The sequence below is a fragment of the Haloarcula sp. JP-L23 genome (assembly GCF_011602445.1).
Lineage (GTDB): Archaea > Halobacteriota > Halobacteria > Halobacteriales > Haloarculaceae > Haloarcula > Haloarcula pellucida.
Genome location: NZ_CP050015.1, coordinates 365,348 through 380,197, shown reverse-complemented (window position 1 = coordinate 380,197; position 14,850 = coordinate 365,348). Strand labels below are relative to the sequence as shown.

General features: G+C 57.5%; 14 protein-coding genes and 2 pseudogenes. 11 read left to right on the top strand and 5 right to left on the bottom strand.

The features are described from left to right. Positions 1-125: 125 nt before the first annotated feature. The 4 genes and pseudogenes from G9465_RS20480 (at position 126) to G9465_RS20465 (ending at position 1,737) form a co-directional block, all read left to right on the top strand. Entirely contained in the window at positions 126-446 is a 321-nt protein-coding gene (locus G9465_RS20480; protein ID WP_166973875.1) for a hypothetical protein, read from the top strand. A 57-nt stretch (positions 447-503) separates the two neighbouring features. Then, positions 504-857 carry an SHOCT domain-containing protein gene (locus G9465_RS20475; RefSeq protein ID WP_166973872.1) on the top strand — a complete coding sequence of 118 codons (354 nt, stop codon included), beginning with the start codon at positions 504-506 and terminating at the stop codon, positions 855-857. An 84-nt stretch (positions 858-941) separates the two neighbouring features. Beyond that, positions 942-1,342 (top strand): annotated as a pseudogene (locus tag G9465_RS20470) (DUF302 domain-containing protein). 134 nt (positions 1,343-1,476) lie between these two features. After that, positions 1,477-1,737, top strand: coding sequence for a hypothetical protein (locus G9465_RS20465; protein ID WP_166973869.1), 261 nt, complete (start codon positions 1,477-1,479; stop codon positions 1,735-1,737). On the opposite strand, the gene G9465_RS20460 is transcribed toward G9465_RS20465, so the two are convergent. Next, entirely contained in the window at positions 1,676-2,464 is a 789-nt protein-coding gene (locus tag G9465_RS20460) for a TrmB family transcriptional regulator (RefSeq protein WP_166973866.1), read from the bottom strand. The genes G9465_RS20465 and G9465_RS20460 overlap by 62 nt on opposite strands. 83 nt (positions 2,465-2,547) lie before the next feature. Here G9465_RS20460 and G9465_RS20455 point away from each other — a divergent pair, with 83 nt between their 5' ends. Both G9465_RS20455 and G9465_RS20450 read left to right on the top strand, forming a co-directional pair. Next, positions 2,548-2,880, top strand: a complete 333-nt coding sequence (locus tag G9465_RS20455; protein ID WP_166973863.1) for a multidrug efflux SMR transporter — start codon at positions 2,548-2,550, stop codon at positions 2,878-2,880. A gap of 98 nt (positions 2,881-2,978) precedes the next feature. Next, positions 2,979-4,199, top strand: coding sequence for a digeranylgeranylglycerophospholipid reductase (locus tag G9465_RS20450; RefSeq protein ID WP_166973860.1), 1,221 nt, complete (start codon positions 2,979-2,981; stop codon positions 4,197-4,199). A gap of 187 nt (positions 4,200-4,386) precedes the next feature. On the opposite strand, the pseudogene G9465_RS26460 reads toward G9465_RS20450, so the two are convergent. The 3 genes and pseudogenes from G9465_RS26460 to G9465_RS25780 form a co-directional block, all read right to left on the bottom strand. After that, positions 4,387-5,782: pseudogene (locus G9465_RS26460) on the bottom strand (FAD-binding oxidoreductase). A gap of 78 nt (positions 5,783-5,860) precedes the next feature. After that, positions 5,861-6,295, bottom strand: a complete 435-nt coding sequence (locus tag G9465_RS25785) for a transposase (protein ID WP_227015789.1) — start codon at positions 6,293-6,295, stop codon at positions 5,861-5,863. Continuing rightward, positions 6,228-6,599, bottom strand: coding sequence for a hypothetical protein (locus G9465_RS25780; RefSeq protein WP_227015788.1), 372 nt, complete (start codon positions 6,597-6,599; stop codon positions 6,228-6,230). The genes G9465_RS25785 and G9465_RS25780 overlap by 68 nt, the downstream gene beginning before the upstream one ends. Positions 6,600-8,012: 1,413 nt before the next feature. Here G9465_RS25780 and G9465_RS20435 point away from each other — a divergent pair. Next, entirely contained in the window at positions 8,013-9,179 is a 1,167-nt protein-coding gene (locus tag G9465_RS20435) for a hypothetical protein (protein WP_166973857.1), read from the top strand. Positions 9,180-9,525: 346 nt separating this feature from the next. Here the strand turns inward: G9465_RS20435 and G9465_RS20430 are convergent, their stop codons facing one another. Beyond that, the gene (locus G9465_RS20430) at positions 9,526-11,013 is read right to left on the bottom strand and encodes an extracellular solute-binding protein (protein WP_166973854.1); all 1,488 of its coding nucleotides are present in this window, start codon (positions 11,011-11,013) and stop codon (positions 9,526-9,528) included. A gap of 97 nt (positions 11,014-11,110) precedes the next feature. Between G9465_RS20430 and G9465_RS20425 the strand changes: the two genes are divergently transcribed. From G9465_RS20425 to G9465_RS20410, 4 genes are read left to right on the top strand one after another with little or no spacing between them, the layout of a single operon-like run. Beyond that, positions 11,111-13,168: a glycoside hydrolase family 15 protein gene (locus G9465_RS20425; RefSeq protein ID WP_227015787.1), complete on the top strand. Its 2,058-nt coding sequence runs from the start codon at positions 11,111-11,113 to the stop codon at positions 13,166-13,168. Between the two features lie 32 nt (positions 13,169-13,200). Continuing rightward, positions 13,201-14,262, top strand: a complete 1,062-nt coding sequence (locus G9465_RS20420) for a TrmB family transcriptional regulator sugar-binding domain-containing protein (protein WP_166973851.1) — start codon at positions 13,201-13,203, stop codon at positions 14,260-14,262. Positions 14,263-14,286: 24 nt separating this feature from the next. Further along, positions 14,287-14,562 (top strand): hypothetical protein, encoded by a 276-nt coding sequence (locus G9465_RS20415; RefSeq protein WP_166973848.1) that lies wholly within the window; start codon positions 14,287-14,289, stop codon positions 14,560-14,562. A 7-nt stretch (positions 14,563-14,569) separates the two neighbouring features. Continuing rightward, complete coding sequence (locus G9465_RS20410) at positions 14,570-14,845, top strand: hypothetical protein (RefSeq protein WP_166973127.1); 276 nt, start codon at positions 14,570-14,572, stop codon at positions 14,843-14,845. The last annotated feature ends 5 nt before the right edge of the window (positions 14,846-14,850 follow it).

The window sequence follows — 14,850 nt, the reverse complement described above, 5'->3', positions numbered from 1 at the left end:
GAACGATTCTATCCCTGAAAAACGTTTAGAGCGCTCTATATACGTTCTCGAACGTTCTCCTGTGTGTATTCACACCCACGTTGATAACTCCCGAGCAGTCCTACGAGTAACCGAGGAGAAAGACAATGACCAACTTCACACTCGGCCGCTGGCTGCTCGTGGCGCTCGCGATCGTCGGACTCGCGTTCGCCGCGCCCGTGGTCAGCGCACACGGCAACGACACGACCGCTGACGACGCGCCCACGGACAATGCCACCGCAGATGAATGGGCCACTTGGATGGAGGCGCAGATGACCGAACACATGGGTCCGGGTGCTGTCGAGTGGATGGAGTCGCACATGGGTGTGACCGTCGACGAGATGGCCCAGGACATGGCTGGCGAGGAATACCACAACGGGGCTAACGACGACTACAACGGCGGGATGTACGGACAGGGCCACTGCTGACGGCCCTGACCGTTTCGATCTCGTCAACCGAACACCACGATTCACCAACGCAGGATAATGACGCAACTCACCACTCACATCGGACGCACTGCTCGTCGACTCGCGATCCTCGCCGTCCCGCTGCTGGTCGCGGCGACTGGAACGGCTGCTGCCCACGTCGGTGGGAGCTACGGCGGCGATATGATGGGCGGCGGCTGGGGCCTCTTCGGCGGAACGATGGGCCTCTGGGGACTCCTCTGGATGGGGCTCCTCATCGCCGTCCCCCTCTACATCGGCTATGCGCTCCTCAACCGAGGATCCGGTGGGAACGAAGAGCAGTCGCTGTCGGTTCTCCGTGAGCGCTACGCCCGCGGTGAGCTTTCGGACGACGAATTCGATCGACGGCGAAAACAGCTCGAACGTACCGGATGACTGGAACAGTTGCTGTTCCAGCCGATACATCACACTCCCAACGCCCGCCGTTGTGGCACCCAACCGTTAGCCCCGTGACGGGGTATGTATCTCGTCGACTATACAATACAAACAGCAGTAACCGGCGATCTCGACGACGTCGACACGACGATTGCTGCGCTCGAAGACGAAGGATTCGGCGTCCGCTGTGACATCGACATACAGGCGACGCTCGAGGAGAAACTCGGCGAAGAATTCCGCCAGTACGCATTCTCGGCGCGTGCAATCCCCCGCTGGCATACGAGGGACTGAGCGAAGAAATCGAACTCGGGGCACTCCTCCCGTGTAACGTCATCGTCTACGAAACCGATGACGGCGATATCGTCGTGAGTGCCGTCGATCCGCAACAATTGGTCGGCATCGCAGACAACGGTGCGCTCGACTCCATCGTAACAGAGGTCACCGAGCGTTTCGAGCGTGTTCTCTCACTTTTCGGTTCTGAATAGCAATGTGTCTAATCCTCAACACCATAGTCTGGTACGTGACTGAAGCCACCCTCTTCACCCGTTCGGGACTTGAGATTTAACCGGTCGGTGCAACCTTACTACTTAGAGGCGTCTCACCGTAATTGAACAACAAGATGGTTGAGCCTCTCATTCCCGTCGTATGGTTTGTCGGGAGTCTCGGAGTGTTGTTGGTTGCCTCCGACGCGTTCACGTCTGCTGCCGAGCAAATTGGTCTCGCATTTGGCATCTCACCGTTCATAATCGGGGTAACAATCGTCGCCGGTGGGACATCGCTGCCGGAACTGACGGCGTCGCTTCTGGAGCGGTCCTCCCTTACTCGAGAAGGGGATCAGCATCGACCCACAGTCGTTGGAAGCACTGCTCAAACTCTTTGACGACTTGTGAATCTTTGATGCCGAGGACGCCGATTCGATCCGCATCGGATATCGGATGTGGGATATCGATTGTCGTTTCGACGTGATCGATCACATCGAATGAAGGGACGACATCAGGAATCGTTCTGACAGTCACGTCTGCTGATTGGTCCTCGATTAGACGCGGGAATCGGTCAGGAAGTACGGTAACTACTTTTTCACTAATCAGAAGGTCCACAGTGAGATCTGCGCTAGCGCCCTCGAAAAAGGCCTCCACTTCAGTTTGGAGTGTCTCCCACGTCGTATTCTCGTAGGGCGTTCCGACGGTCGCATGGACAACGTTTTCCGCGGTTCGCACGTGTTGCTGTAGCGCTGTACGCATCTCGTCACTCCCGAGTGACCCCAGCCAGAAACTACTCTCCGTAGGTGGTGTCGGCAGAAGGTTTGAACGGATTGTTGCCGCTCTCTCACGGTAACGATCCCACTTCTGTTTCAGTTCGTATGCTCGTTCAGCGAGAAGCCTGTCAACCACAGTTTCTGGCTGTACGGCGACGTACTGATTCGGGTCATTTGACTGCAGCCGAATCAGTTTGCGAGCTTCAAGGCCGTTGAGCACGTCGTAAATACGGCCTTTTGGAACCCCGCTAATATCGGAGAGTTCAGCCGCAGTTACAGCACCTGTCACAAGGAGGGTCCGATAGACCTTCTCCTCGTAACTTGAGAGACCAAGCTCGCTCAATTCCGTCATGGATTGTCGTTGCACAGCCAAACGAATTGTAAGTGCTGTTTTGTTTCAATAGGCGCATATCGGTGGGTTTCGGACCTATCGATGTGAATCCATACGTACTGCTAGCTGGTGCAATATTTGCTGAACTGCTCGGAACGACCGCTCTTAAACTCTCAGACGGGTTTTCGGAGGTCGTTCCCAGTCTTGGCGTCGTTATCGGATACGGACTGGCCTTCTATCTCGTGTCGCTGACGGTAGAAGAACTACCGATCGGTGTCGTCTATGGGACGTGGGCCGCATTGGGAATCGTCGGGGTGGCAGCAATCGGTGTCGTTGTTTTCGACGAACCCATCGATCTGGCTGGGATACTTGGACTCTTCCTTATCATCAGTGGCGTGTACTGCATTACCGTCGTGTCACAGATGTCTGCCCACTAAGACATATCGCGAGGTGATACCCTGAGAGAAAAACAAACCGTAAGTGGTGGTGTGTTTCAATATCTTTTCTCCCCCTTTCGGTTATGTGTGGACTACCCATGTCCGATCAGTATGACGTGATTGTCGCTGGGGCAGGTCCAGCGGGGGCGCAGTGTGCGCGAGATCTCGCTGGGCGTGGCTACGAGGTCGTCGTTCTGGAAACCGAAGCGGAAGCTGCGTTCCCAGCACATAGCAACAAGTCCACCGGCGGCACGTTCGCGTCTCTGATGACTGCCTTCGGCATCCCGGGCGACGTGGTCATGCACGCGACTGAGTCGGTAGTTCTTGAATCACCAAATGAGAACTTCATCCAGGACCAGCCAGGCTTCGTCTTAGACTTCGGGGCGTTCAAGAAGTTCCTCGTCGAGGACGGGCGGCAAAAAGGTGCTGCGTATCGGTTTGATGCCCGCGTCCGAGAACCAATCGTCGAAGATGGCGCTGTTGTCGGTGTCCGGTATAATCGCGATCAGGAGGTCTACGGCGAGATTGTTATTGATGCCACGGGGCCGGCCGCGCCACTGGCCAAAGACGTAGGGATAGTAACGCTTGAGCGAAAGAACCACGCAATTGGCGTTGAGTACGTGTTTGAGGGCGTCGATCTCACTCATCCCGATTTTGCGGACCTCACTGACGCGATGATGTTGCGGCTGGACCACGAGTACGCCCCCGGTGGATACTCTTGGATTTTCCACACCGGTGATGACACAGCGAAAGTCGGTATCTGTTACATCCAGAACGAGCGCTATCGAGAACACGCCACGCAAGATCGTACTGTTGACGGCTACCTCGAACACTGGCTTGATACTGACCCGCGTTTCGAGGACGCCAGACGAGTTGCAGATAATCAGGTACGGGGTTCTGCACACGTTCAGGCCCCGGGTTCGCTGAGTACCGACTCGTTCATGGCGATTGGTGATACCGTCCCGTCAGTCGATCCTGTGTGGGGCGAGGGGATCTATAAGTGTATGAAATCAGCTCGCGCAGCCGCGATGACAGCCGATCGCTGCCTTACGAGGATGGTCGACACCTCCGCTGAGGAGATGGCGACCTACGACGACCTCTGGCACGAGCAAGTCGCCCCCAGACGAGACCGTCGCCTGCTGATGACGAAGTTGCTATACCTTGCATCGAATGAACGATACGACCGGCTCATGCGAGATCTAAACGAGCTCAACCGCGATGCTCTGTCGGACATTAACGATGGCAACACGCGTGAGATTGCAAAACTGTTGTATCCTACGGACATATCCTACCTCTGGAAGTACTGGCGAGAAACGTAATCTGGGGACCGACACTCGTCTACACCAATACTCTCGCTGGTAAAGAGGGTGTACCAGAACGATTATCATACCAGCTTTGAAGAAGCAAGGCTCGGTGAGTCTTCGATCCATTCTCTCGTGGCCCTCATTGCTTCACTCGTTCAGACGAGAAACGTAAGCGAACGGGACCGTGTTTTGATTTGTTTCCTCAGCCTGTCGGCTTGACGTTCTGATTCATCCGGAACAGATTCCCGGGATCGTACTCATTTTTGAGATCGACCAACCGGTCGTAGTTGTCGCCGTAGGCCGCCCGTTCACGCTCCTCGCCCTCACTAACGAAGTTCACGTACACTCCACCGGTCGCGTGCTCTGCGAGTGCATCGCGGCACTCATGCGCCCAGGCGATACAGTCGTCGTCGTTCGCTGGATCTTCCCAGCGAGCACCGGGACTCACGATGAACTCCGCGTCTCGATGCGGATACGCGGTCGCATCCGACGCGATGTCGTTGATCGCCCCGCCGACCTGATGGATGAGAATGTCCGACTGGGGCGTCGGAAGTCGTTCAGCGTACTCGATGATGGTGTCGATCACGTTGTCGGTTAGCTCTTCGAAATTCTGAGACGTCCAGTAATTACGCGCTCCCGCCGCATACAGGTCGTCGAAAATACTTTGAGCCGCCGTATACTGAGTCGGACCGACTGCATCGCCAATGGGATCGCCGTATTCGCGAAGCGGTGCGAGTACCTCCTTGCCTTCCTCGATCTCTCCCGTGTAGAACGACACTACGGAGAGGACCTTCGTGCCATGGTACTGGTCTGGGAGAAATGGGAGCGGTGGCGCTATCAGGCTGTCCACCCAGACACAGCATTCTCGCGGTGCGTCGCGGGCAAACTCCCGGTAGTGTCGGAGCACGTCCGGGGCGTCCTCGTACCTGTAAACGGTCGGCCCGAACAGCACCCCCGGACCGGCGTCGTGGAGCTCAAACTCGAAGGACGTGACGATCCCGAAGTTGCCGCTCCCCCCGCGAATCCCCCAGAAGAGGTCCTCGTGTTCGTCCTCGCTCGCGCGAACCAGTTCGCCATCTGCGGTGACGATATCCACCGACAGGAGGTTGTCGATGGCAAGTCCGTACTTCCGGCTGAGCCAGCCGAAGCCGCCGCCGAGCGTGAGACCAGCCACACCGGTCGTCGAGACGACGCCCCCGGGGTTGCGAGGCCGAACGCCTGGGTCTCGTGGTCCATATCGCCCAACGTCGCTCCGGGTCCCACCCGGGCAGTCCCTGCCTCTGGATCGACGCGAACGTTATTCATCTCCGAGAGGTCGATCATCAGGCCCCGTCGCAAACCGCATTGCCCGCGATATTGTGTCCACCCCCTTTCACGGACACGAGCAAGTCATTTTCGCGGGCATAGTTGACGGCACTCATGACATCCGCTGCGCCCGTGGGTTGGGCGATGAGCGCCGGCTTTCGGTCGATCATTGTGTTCCACACCGAGCGAGCGTCGTCGTAGCCCTCATCACCCGGGCGAAGTAGCATCCCACGGAATCGCTGCCGGAACTCCTCTACAGCCGTTTCGTTGATTGTCTGATCTGTCGTCTCCATGAGCGAGTCGCCTCAAGCAAATGACTACGCGCACAAGGGAGATATCTGTATGGGGGGGAACAGAATTAGTTCCGTAGTTCAGAATCCGAGGAATGTCTTGGCCGGATCGCTCTTTCTGTCGGCGTTTGCGAGCGCAACCAGCAATCGTACGCACAAGGTCAGGTAGACGTGGGTTCTGGCCCGTTCACACCCCCGGACGCGCAACGTCCCGAGGCCGTACTGCTTGCAGACGTTGATCGTATTCTCGATCCGTGATCGCAGACGGTATATTTCGTCTAACCAAGATTGAGATGGTCGTAGACATTCGTATTCATCTCTGAGATACGCCTCAACTCGGTATTTGATCGGGAGTGGGTCCGACGTATTCCGTGGATTATATCGCGCCAGTGGGAGCACTTCCTGACCCAGCAGGAGGCCGTGCCACGCCAAGATATCCAAGCCGGAATCACCGATAATCACCGTAGGCTTCTTGACGGCGAGCGCGTTTGGTGACGCGCATCGCCGTCGCCTCATCGATCTGCTTGGTCTGTGTGAATGCCGACGCGATCGGCAGGTTATCCTCCACTGCTACCAGTGTGCAACCGTAGCCGTAGTAAAACTCTCCACGAGTGGCATCGTAGTTCAGCTGGGCGTCAGGATCGCGTGGATCAGCTCGGATATCGGTCGAATCAATGCAATACACGGGGGAGGCAGCAATCAGGCCGCGGGAGATGGCCTGCTCGCCGAGCCGGCAGAAGACCTGATGAACGACTTGGTTGAGATTGGCGAAAAAGCGATGAACCGTTCCAAGCGAGGGTGGTCGTTCGAAACCACACACTCGCCAGACAGATTCATCCTGAAGCTTCCGCGTAATCGGGCGTGGCCCATGGATGCCGCGGTAGTAGCAGTACAGCAGCCCTCGAAGGAGTTCAGGGCTTCATGGACTTTGTCTCGCCCGCGCGGATCTTCTCCGAAAGGCGGTAACTCGGTCAAACAATCCAACTCAACCTGCTTGAACAAAATCGACGGTTCTGTTTCCAAGACGCTGATGAAATACTCCACCGTAGAGTGCTCATACATGGCTGGCGTGGTTCCCATATCTGCTCAGCCCTACCCACTCCCTGTGAATTGTTCTGGAACATGCCCCTCGCTGGTAAAACCAACCGTCGTCGAGGATTGATCAGCTGGTCATGGCCGGTTCGCTATCAGTACCGACGTGGCTATGACGCCCGAGTCGCGCCAGGCAGCCTTTCGCCAGATTGCACGACAATCGTGTATCGAGTGGCCTGCGTACGATTCGACGCCGTTGTACGATCGACTCTCGCTCACCGCACTGGAATCGGACGTTCGGACCGTCCCACAAGCGTGGTTTAGACACGATTATCATACCTCTGTCGAGCAAGACCTGCCGAATATCCGGTGGCCGAATCCCCAGCGTCGATTCCGTCACTCGTTCCATCGTCCCCCCGTGGCAGGTCGTGCCACCGTCACAGTCCTGCATCGTGAGGACGACGGTATGACAATCCGTACACCGATAAACCGAGTCCTCACTCTCTGCCAGAGCAACACTCTGTCTCTCGTCGTTTGAGTCCGGTTCCACTTCCCCCACAGGAGTTCCACGTTCTGTCATTTATGTGTCCCAGTAGCGGTAGTGACGATACTGTGGTATCGACGACGGAGTCTCTTGAAACGGATATCCGTTTCAGCGGCGAACCTAGACGTCGAACTCGGTGGCTTCCGAGACAGTGTTTCTCGTCGATGCTGGCGGCTACGTGACTGCCACGATAGAAACGCCGTCGGAAAGTGGTTTCAGACTCACCGTGCGCATCGACCGATTCCGTTCGTCTTCACAGAGCAGTACAGGCCGGTGAGGGTTGTCAGTGATACGGCCGTAATCGAACGCGAGATTAGCATAGTGGCGGAGTATTTCACAAGGATAGAATCAAGCGAATAGCTTCCAACTGAGATACAGAAACCACACCAGTACGTAGAGTATTGTGAGGACATCTGCGAGTACACTGGCGGTCCGCCACTGGTCTACGTCCGTCATAGTTGGAAAGACGTACCGAAGAACCGTTAAACGGACTTGGTGGCGACAGACTGCTGTAGAACCTACAGCAGCGTGTAGGTTGAGACGGTCATTTAACTTCCGGCACACGCAACAGTGAGGAAAATGGCCGGTGGAAAGACACTCTGGTTGGGCTCTCAGTCTATCCAGGACTGCGAAAACAGAATCGCAATCCCATCGCAGGTGTTCGAACTCGACATTGCGACTCGAGGTGTCCCGATTAATTTCTTTATCGAGTCGCCAACTAGTCGAATCGCGATTTCACAACAGCTACTGGCTGATGGCGGTCAGCGGACTACTGACACCGATCACCTATCGCTGTTGGACCGAGTCGGGCAAAACACGGTTGGCCAGAACCGGGTGGTGACTATCCCGAAAAAATTCTTCCCCGATTACGAGGGCAAGGCAACGGGGAGTCAGCCCCTCCCTGAAACGGTACAGCTTCACCGCGGCCAACACTGCCACTTTGTTCTCACTGAGACGCTGTACCAACACAGTGCCTGCTACATCGTCGACGACAAACGTGAGATAGTCGAAATAATGAGACACGGAGCAAGTGATATCCTGACTGACGGAGGGCGGCCGAACAAAGATTTGATCGACCAGTCGGAACTGGATGACGACGAAGTCCTCTGGGTAGAGCGGAACAAAGTTATAAGCGTTGAACGCGCACAGGAACTCCTCAGTGGCGGAGAAAGGGTCTCAGAGTCGGTCACAGCGAACGCCACCGAAGCGTCTGAGAGCGAAGAAACCGTCCCGGAGACGGAGTCGTCACTAGATTCCCTTCCGGGGAGCGTACTTCCAATGGGAGACATAGACATCAGTAATCCGCAACTGACTGATGTCGACGCTCGTGTTTTAGACACGAATATTGTGTGGCGGCACGGCGATTCCGGCGATGAAGCGCACTTCAGGGTTATCGTCGCTGTCGGGAACTTTGATGGCTATCTCGGTACCGGTCAGGGGCGAGAGAAACACGTTGGCGAGGCTGTGAAAGCCGCAATCGATAGCGCGAAGACTAACGTGTCCCGTGTTTCGCGAGATTGTGCGCCGATGCAATGCGTGTGTGGAGAGCCACACACAGTCCCACGTGCAACCGAGGGACGAGCGGGCAGTCTATCGGTGGAAATTCGGCCAGCACAGGAGGGTCTCGGTGTTGCTGCGAGTAGCGTGGTCGAGGATATCCTCGAATTGGCAGGGATTGAGGACGCATTCGTGACAGCGGACGATGTCCACGGCCGAACGGAGCCGCTCATCAGAGCAACTGTCCGGGCGCTGTGGGGGGTAGATTCGGGGTCACGAACCGATCCGAGCGGCGAACGACAGTTCGACCCCGAAGACATCTGTTAATCCGTATACGACTCCTCGCTGATGATCTTCCGCATCGGTGTCGTTTACTGTGTCTCGGCCGGGTTTGCTCACAGGGAAAATACTGGCGTGTAAGCGACCATGGCAGGAGCAGGGACGGACAGACGACGCAGTCGACCCGACAGTCGTCGGCGACGTTCCCTCCGACCCCGACGTCGAACGGCAGGCCACGTTCGGCCACGATAGCACGTTCGACGTCGATATCGACCTGACCGGCGAGATGCCAGCACCTGCGTGGCTGCCGTATCTGTACTCAGACAGTCACTCCAAGAGACGAACGTGCCGTGCTAGTACAGTCCCGTGTCGGGAAGTGCGATCAGTTTTTGAGTCAGTTGGACTGTTCAGTCTGCTCCAGAGTGGACTGGAGGGAGCTCATTGCCTCGGCGGAGGTGGCTGCCCGATCGACTGCCCGGTTGGTTTGCTGGGCGATCTTGCTCGACTGGTCGTTCCAGACGGCCGTGACCGGACGCGCCATCGTGTTCTCTCCGGCCACACGGAGCGTGTCCATGTAGTTCCCGATCGGCTCGACGTTCTCGGCCGTGCTAGAGCCAAACAGGTCTGCGCGGGGCGGGAGCCAGCCTTCCATCTCCAGTAAGAACAGCTGGAACTCCTCGCGCGTCGCAGCTTGGATGACCTGTGCCACCGCGTCGAGTTTCTCGCTGTACGGGTTGGCAGTGGTATGCCAGCCACCGAGTGCAGATGTCGTCCCCCCGGTGCCGGGGAACTGGGCCTCGCTCTCTGAGACGGCGTACGGAATCGGCATCGTTCCGAGATTATCACCGAACTCCCCGGCTGCTTGGTTGATGGCGTAGGGCCAGTTGCGGTGGAAGACGGCGTTACCGTCGATGAACGGGGCGAGAGAGCTGTCCTCAATCCAGCTGAGGATGTTGGTCGGCGTGAAACCGCCGCCGTAGCTGCTAAACTGCCCGCCGGAGTCCTCGTCGTGGACGAACTTCCGCATCATGTTCAGCGAGTCGATGACGGGTTCGGAATCGACGGTGACGGGCCGCTCGCCGACCGGGCCGAAGAGATTCTCTCGGCCGCCGAAGTACGCACCACCCCACGAGGACATGACCTCGTTGAACGTACAGCAGGCAGTGCCGACGTAGATGTCCCACTGGGTGGTAAAGCCGTAATCGAGCCCGGCGTTGTCCTGTACGTCGACGGCGATGTTCGACCACTCTTCCCACGTCATCGGTTCGGTGGCCCAGTTGTCCTCGGTCGGGTTGTAGCCCGCTCGCTCGACGAGGTCCTTTCGGTACAGCATCGTCGGGTAGTCGGGGTACAGCGGAACGCCGAACAGGTTACCGCTAGCTGGGTCGATGGCCGTCTCGGTGAACCCGCTAAAGTACTCGTTCTCGATTGTCGAGAGCGTCTCGTCTGAGAGCACTTCAGAGAGGTTGGCGAGTTGTCCCCGCTGGATGAAGATGTTCACCCAGCCGTTGTCCATCATGAACATGTCGGGACTCGTTTCTTGAGAGCTCAGCAGGCGGTTGTAGGCCGCCCGTCGCTTCCCGCTGTCCGGTTGACCGGGTTGGAACTCGACCCGGATGTCGTCTGAGAGCCCGCCTTCGTTATGAAGCGCCTCACGGACCTGTGCAGCGTGGTCCTGCGCAACGGTCGCGTCGAACCCCCAAGTCACAGTCGTTCCACCACTGTCGGAACGGCCGGTCTGTGCTCCGGAAGTCGACCCCCCATCGAATACGCTTGCGCAACCGGAGAGGCCGGCTGCGAGGCCCGATGCCCCCGCACCGAGGACGAATCGCCGTCGTGAGACGCTACTTCCGTTCTGAGTCGTGTCTTCGGTCTCTGTCATCGCTCGTTTTGTTCATTAAAATACACCCACTTATACCTTAGGGAGTTGGTTTGAGATATCACAAGAACTTTATCTGCACCGCGAACACTCTTCGGCTATGGCGCTCCGACGGTTACTCGACGACTACAAGCGAAACGGCGGAGAAACGGACGTGTTTCCGGGCGAACGGCGAACACAGTCGGGCCGGTTTACCGGCTCAGACCAGCGCCTCGTATACGTCGGCCCGAACGGCTCGATTCGGGATCATTCGTATCCACTCGCCGGATTTCACGGGATCGTATCCTCGCGGTTTGGTATCAACGTCGACGGAACAGTCCGGTGGTTCGATAGTCTCGATGCGTCGACCCAGACGTATCACGAAGGCACATCGCTCGTCGAAACGGTCCACCAGTTCGAGACGTTCGATGTAGTGCAACGCGATTTTACTGCGGGGAACTCACACGTGACCGCCTTCGAACTACAGGCAGAATCGCCGGACAACGCAGAAATCGTGGGGTTCATCGAATTCGCTCCGGAAGGACAGGAAGGTCGAGTCGGACAGTTGGTTCACGAGGACGCCTTGGAGGTGTATCACAATCGAGAACACGACTATCTCGGCACGTCGACCGAGCTAGTGGAACGAGACCCCGAATCGCTGGAGGCGTTCGACGAAATCCTCGCCGAAGAACCACAGTCGTTCCCGAGGTTCGGTACGGCTGAAAACTACGAGGGCAGCCGCCTCACCGGTGGTGTGGGCTTCAGTGCTGCAGTGGTGAATGGGACGACCACAGTCGTCAACATGCTATCAGATATCGAGGCCCAGTCGCGTGCAGACAGTCTCGCCTCTATCGCTGATCAGACACAGCGCTACGACGAGCCATCGGCGGTACTCACCGCCGCACGACGAGCGGGTCACTCCCCGGCGGTTCCGGGCAAACTCGTCGGGACCGACCTCCACGTACTCGAATTGCTGTCCGCACCGACCGGGGGACGAATAGCGGGCCCCGATTTCGACCCGTACTACCAGTACTCGGGTGGATATGGGTACACGTGGTTCAGGGACGACGGTGAAATCGCGATGTTCCTCTTAGAAGCCGACGAGCGACTCGACCTCGACTTGCAGGAGACCCACCGGAAGAGTGCCCAGTTCTATCTCCAAACGCAGTTAGAGGACGGCCGATGGCCCCATCGCGTGTGGCCGATGAACGGACGACTGGCACCGGGCTGGGCAAACGGACACATTGAGGGAACAGAAACGCAGTATCAAGCCGACCAGACCGCGAGTGTCCTCGTCTTCCTCGCGGAGTACTTCGCGACACACGGTACGTCACTGCAGGACGAGTTCAGGAGCGATATCGAGGCCGCGTTACAGTCCGGGTTGAACGGACTGGACATCTCGATGGAAGCAGACGGGTTACCGACGGTGTGTGAGAACGCGTGGGAGAATATGAACGGCCGGTTTACGCACACGGCTGCGAAGTTCTTGCATGCATACAGCGCAATTGCGACTGCACCGTGTGACTCGACCACCCGAGAACGCGCGGCAACGCAGGCAAACCAACTCTACGATGCACTCGATACCATGTGGTGTCCTGAAAGGGAGATCTACGGGCTTCGGTTGGTCGACGATGAACTGGACACGCGAGTCGACAGTACCACGTTCTCACTGGTCGATGCCCATCTCGCCTACGCGGACGTGGGCGATATCGGCGACGAGAGGCTCCAGCGACTCGAATCGCACCTCGAAACGGCGTTTACTCGGCTCTGGAAAGAAACCGACAGTGTACGTGGGCTGACGCGGTTCGAGGACGATACCTGGCGTCGACGGGGCCAGCAGAGTGAAAAAGTGTGGACCGTCTCGACTGGCTGGGGTGCATACGCGGCCGAAAAAGCGATTCAGCTGTTCCCGACAACAGAGCAGTTCGACCCGATGTCGTGGTCCGATCGATTGTTCGAGGAAATCGATCTGACAGGCTCGCTGTGCCTTCAGTCGGGGTACTTACCAGAACAGTTCTTCGACTCCGGTGTGCCAGATAGTGCAACGCCACTCGGGTGGTCCCATGCCATTCGACTTGCGACGTACGCCACCCGAACTACGCGAGAGACGCATCCGCCCGATCAGTGCACCAACACGCCGCTGTCTGGTGGCGACGGACGACGCGACCACTCATACTAACGTTTATACAGCGCCTTGGCTCAAAATTAGCTATGGAGGACGAGGTCGTCGATAGTCTGAAAAAGTTCGGTCTCTCAGAGAAGGAGGCACTCGCATACGTGACGATTCTCCGAAACGGAGCCACGACGATTCGGGTGGTCTCTGAAGAGACAGACATCTCTAAGAGTTACGCCTATGACATCGTGGGTAGCTTAGAAGACCGCGACCTCATCGACATCGACGACCACGTCCAGCCGACGCAGTTGCGAGCCATTCCGCCATCCGACGGTATCGAGAATCTCGTTTCTCAGTTACACACAGTCGAGACGCAACTAGAGGAGTTGTTCGATTCAGAGAGTTACGAACAACAGAAGTTCAGCATCATCAAGTCCCGTCGGACGATAGTCACACATCTTAACAAGCTGATCGACTCCGCGGAATCGGAGATCGTGCTGGCGCTACCGGCCTCAGTACTCCATAGAGTTGAAGACGCACTCAAAACGGCACAGGATCGGGGCGTGTTCTGTATGCTACTGGTAACGGAGTATGACGGCGAGACACCCATAGACGGGTCGGTTGCGAACATCGTACAAACGTGGAGTGCACCCGCGCCGGTCACCCTCACAACTGACCGGGCGGACGGAATCGTCTCGTCAGCCGACGCCATCTTAAATTCGAACTCGGACGAGTACGCGATATACCATGCGGAAGGGCACATCGTCTCCTCGCTCTTTGATAGCTTCATCGCGAACTACTGGCCGATGGGTGAGCAAATTCACGTGGGGCCAAAAGGGCCGATTCCGAAAACGTACACTAGTTTTCGTCACGCGGTGTTCGATGCGACATTGCATCTGCAGGACGGGAACGTCGTCACCGCCGAAATGGAGCTTCGGCCGACACAAAGCGAAGGGCCGTTCGAGACGACGACTGGAACCATCGTCGACGTAAAGCAAAGCATCGTGCGTCCCTTCTCGAACGAGTTCCCCACACAGGAGTCGTTCGTCGTCGAAACCGACGACGAACGGTTCACTGTCGGTGGGTCCAAGGCGTTTTTAGAGGATTTTGAGGCACAGCGTGTCTCGTTCCAACAGCTTGCTGACTCGAACGTGAACTGATCTCGGCCCGTATGTGGACTGGGAGTGGTTCAACTCGCCCAGCAGTCTGGACCGGTGACGGTAGCCGAAGCGCTCGGAGCGCTGCCGAACGTGGAGTACAGACAGGACAGTGCGGGCGACCACGTCTTCGACTACGGAACCGGCGGCGACCTCGGCGGCACCTATCACGACGCCGCTGACGCGACGGAGATACTCGTCCGTCAGCGGACCACCCCAGTCGATCCAACCACCTACGAACTGCAAGACTGCGACGTCATTTGGGTGTACGTCCACACGGATAACGCACCCGACAACAACTGAGACAGCTATGACTACGTACACGCTGGCGTTCAAACCGGCAATCGGGCTGTACGGTCAGCACGACCCCAGTGTGGCGTTCTTCGAGGACGGGGACCTGTCTTCGCCGTCGAGGAGGTGCGGCTCTCTCGTGAGAAGCACGCCGTCGACACAGCTCTACAATACGGTTTTGTTCGCCGACTGGGAGGAGGAGAGTCGGTCCCGAGTAACGGTCGCCGCTCCCAGCGCTGGGTGGGGCGTCAGGTACACCACCGGGGCTCACTATCTGCGGACCATATCGTTCTGATACGT

What these genes read in the sequence shown, in the direction of transcription:
- G9465_RS20480 (WP_166973875.1), top strand. Translation starts at nt 126, where the DNA reads ATGACCAACTTCACACTCGGCCGCTGGCTGCTCGTGGCGCTCGCGATC.
- G9465_RS20475 (WP_166973872.1), top strand. Translation starts at nt 504, where the DNA reads ATGACGCAACTCACCACTCACATCGGACGCACTGCTCGTCGACTCGCG.
- G9465_RS20465 (WP_166973869.1), top strand. Translation starts at nt 1,477, where the DNA reads ATGGTTGAGCCTCTCATTCCCGTCGTATGGTTTGTCGGGAGTCTCGGA.
- G9465_RS20460 (WP_166973866.1), bottom strand. Translation starts at nt 2,464, where the DNA reads ATGACGGAATTGAGCGAGCTTGGTCTCTCAAGTTACGAGGAGAAGGTC.
- G9465_RS20450 (WP_166973860.1), top strand. Translation starts at nt 2,979, where the DNA reads ATGTCCGATCAGTATGACGTGATTGTCGCTGGGGCAGGTCCAGCGGGG.
- G9465_RS25785 (WP_227015789.1), bottom strand. Translation starts at nt 6,295, where the DNA reads ATGAGGCGACGGCGATGCGCGTCACCAAACGCGCTCGCCGTCAAGAAG.
- G9465_RS20430 (WP_166973854.1), bottom strand. Translation starts at nt 11,013, where the DNA reads ATGACAGAGACCGAAGACACGACTCAGAACGGAAGTAGCGTCTCACGA.
- G9465_RS20425 (WP_227015787.1), top strand. Translation starts at nt 11,111, where the DNA reads ATGGCGCTCCGACGGTTACTCGACGACTACAAGCGAAACGGCGGAGAA.
- G9465_RS20420 (WP_166973851.1), top strand. Translation starts at nt 13,201, where the DNA reads ATGGAGGACGAGGTCGTCGATAGTCTGAAAAAGTTCGGTCTCTCAGAG.
- G9465_RS20410 (WP_166973127.1), top strand. Translation starts at nt 14,570, where the DNA reads ATGACTACGTACACGCTGGCGTTCAAACCGGCAATCGGGCTGTACGGT.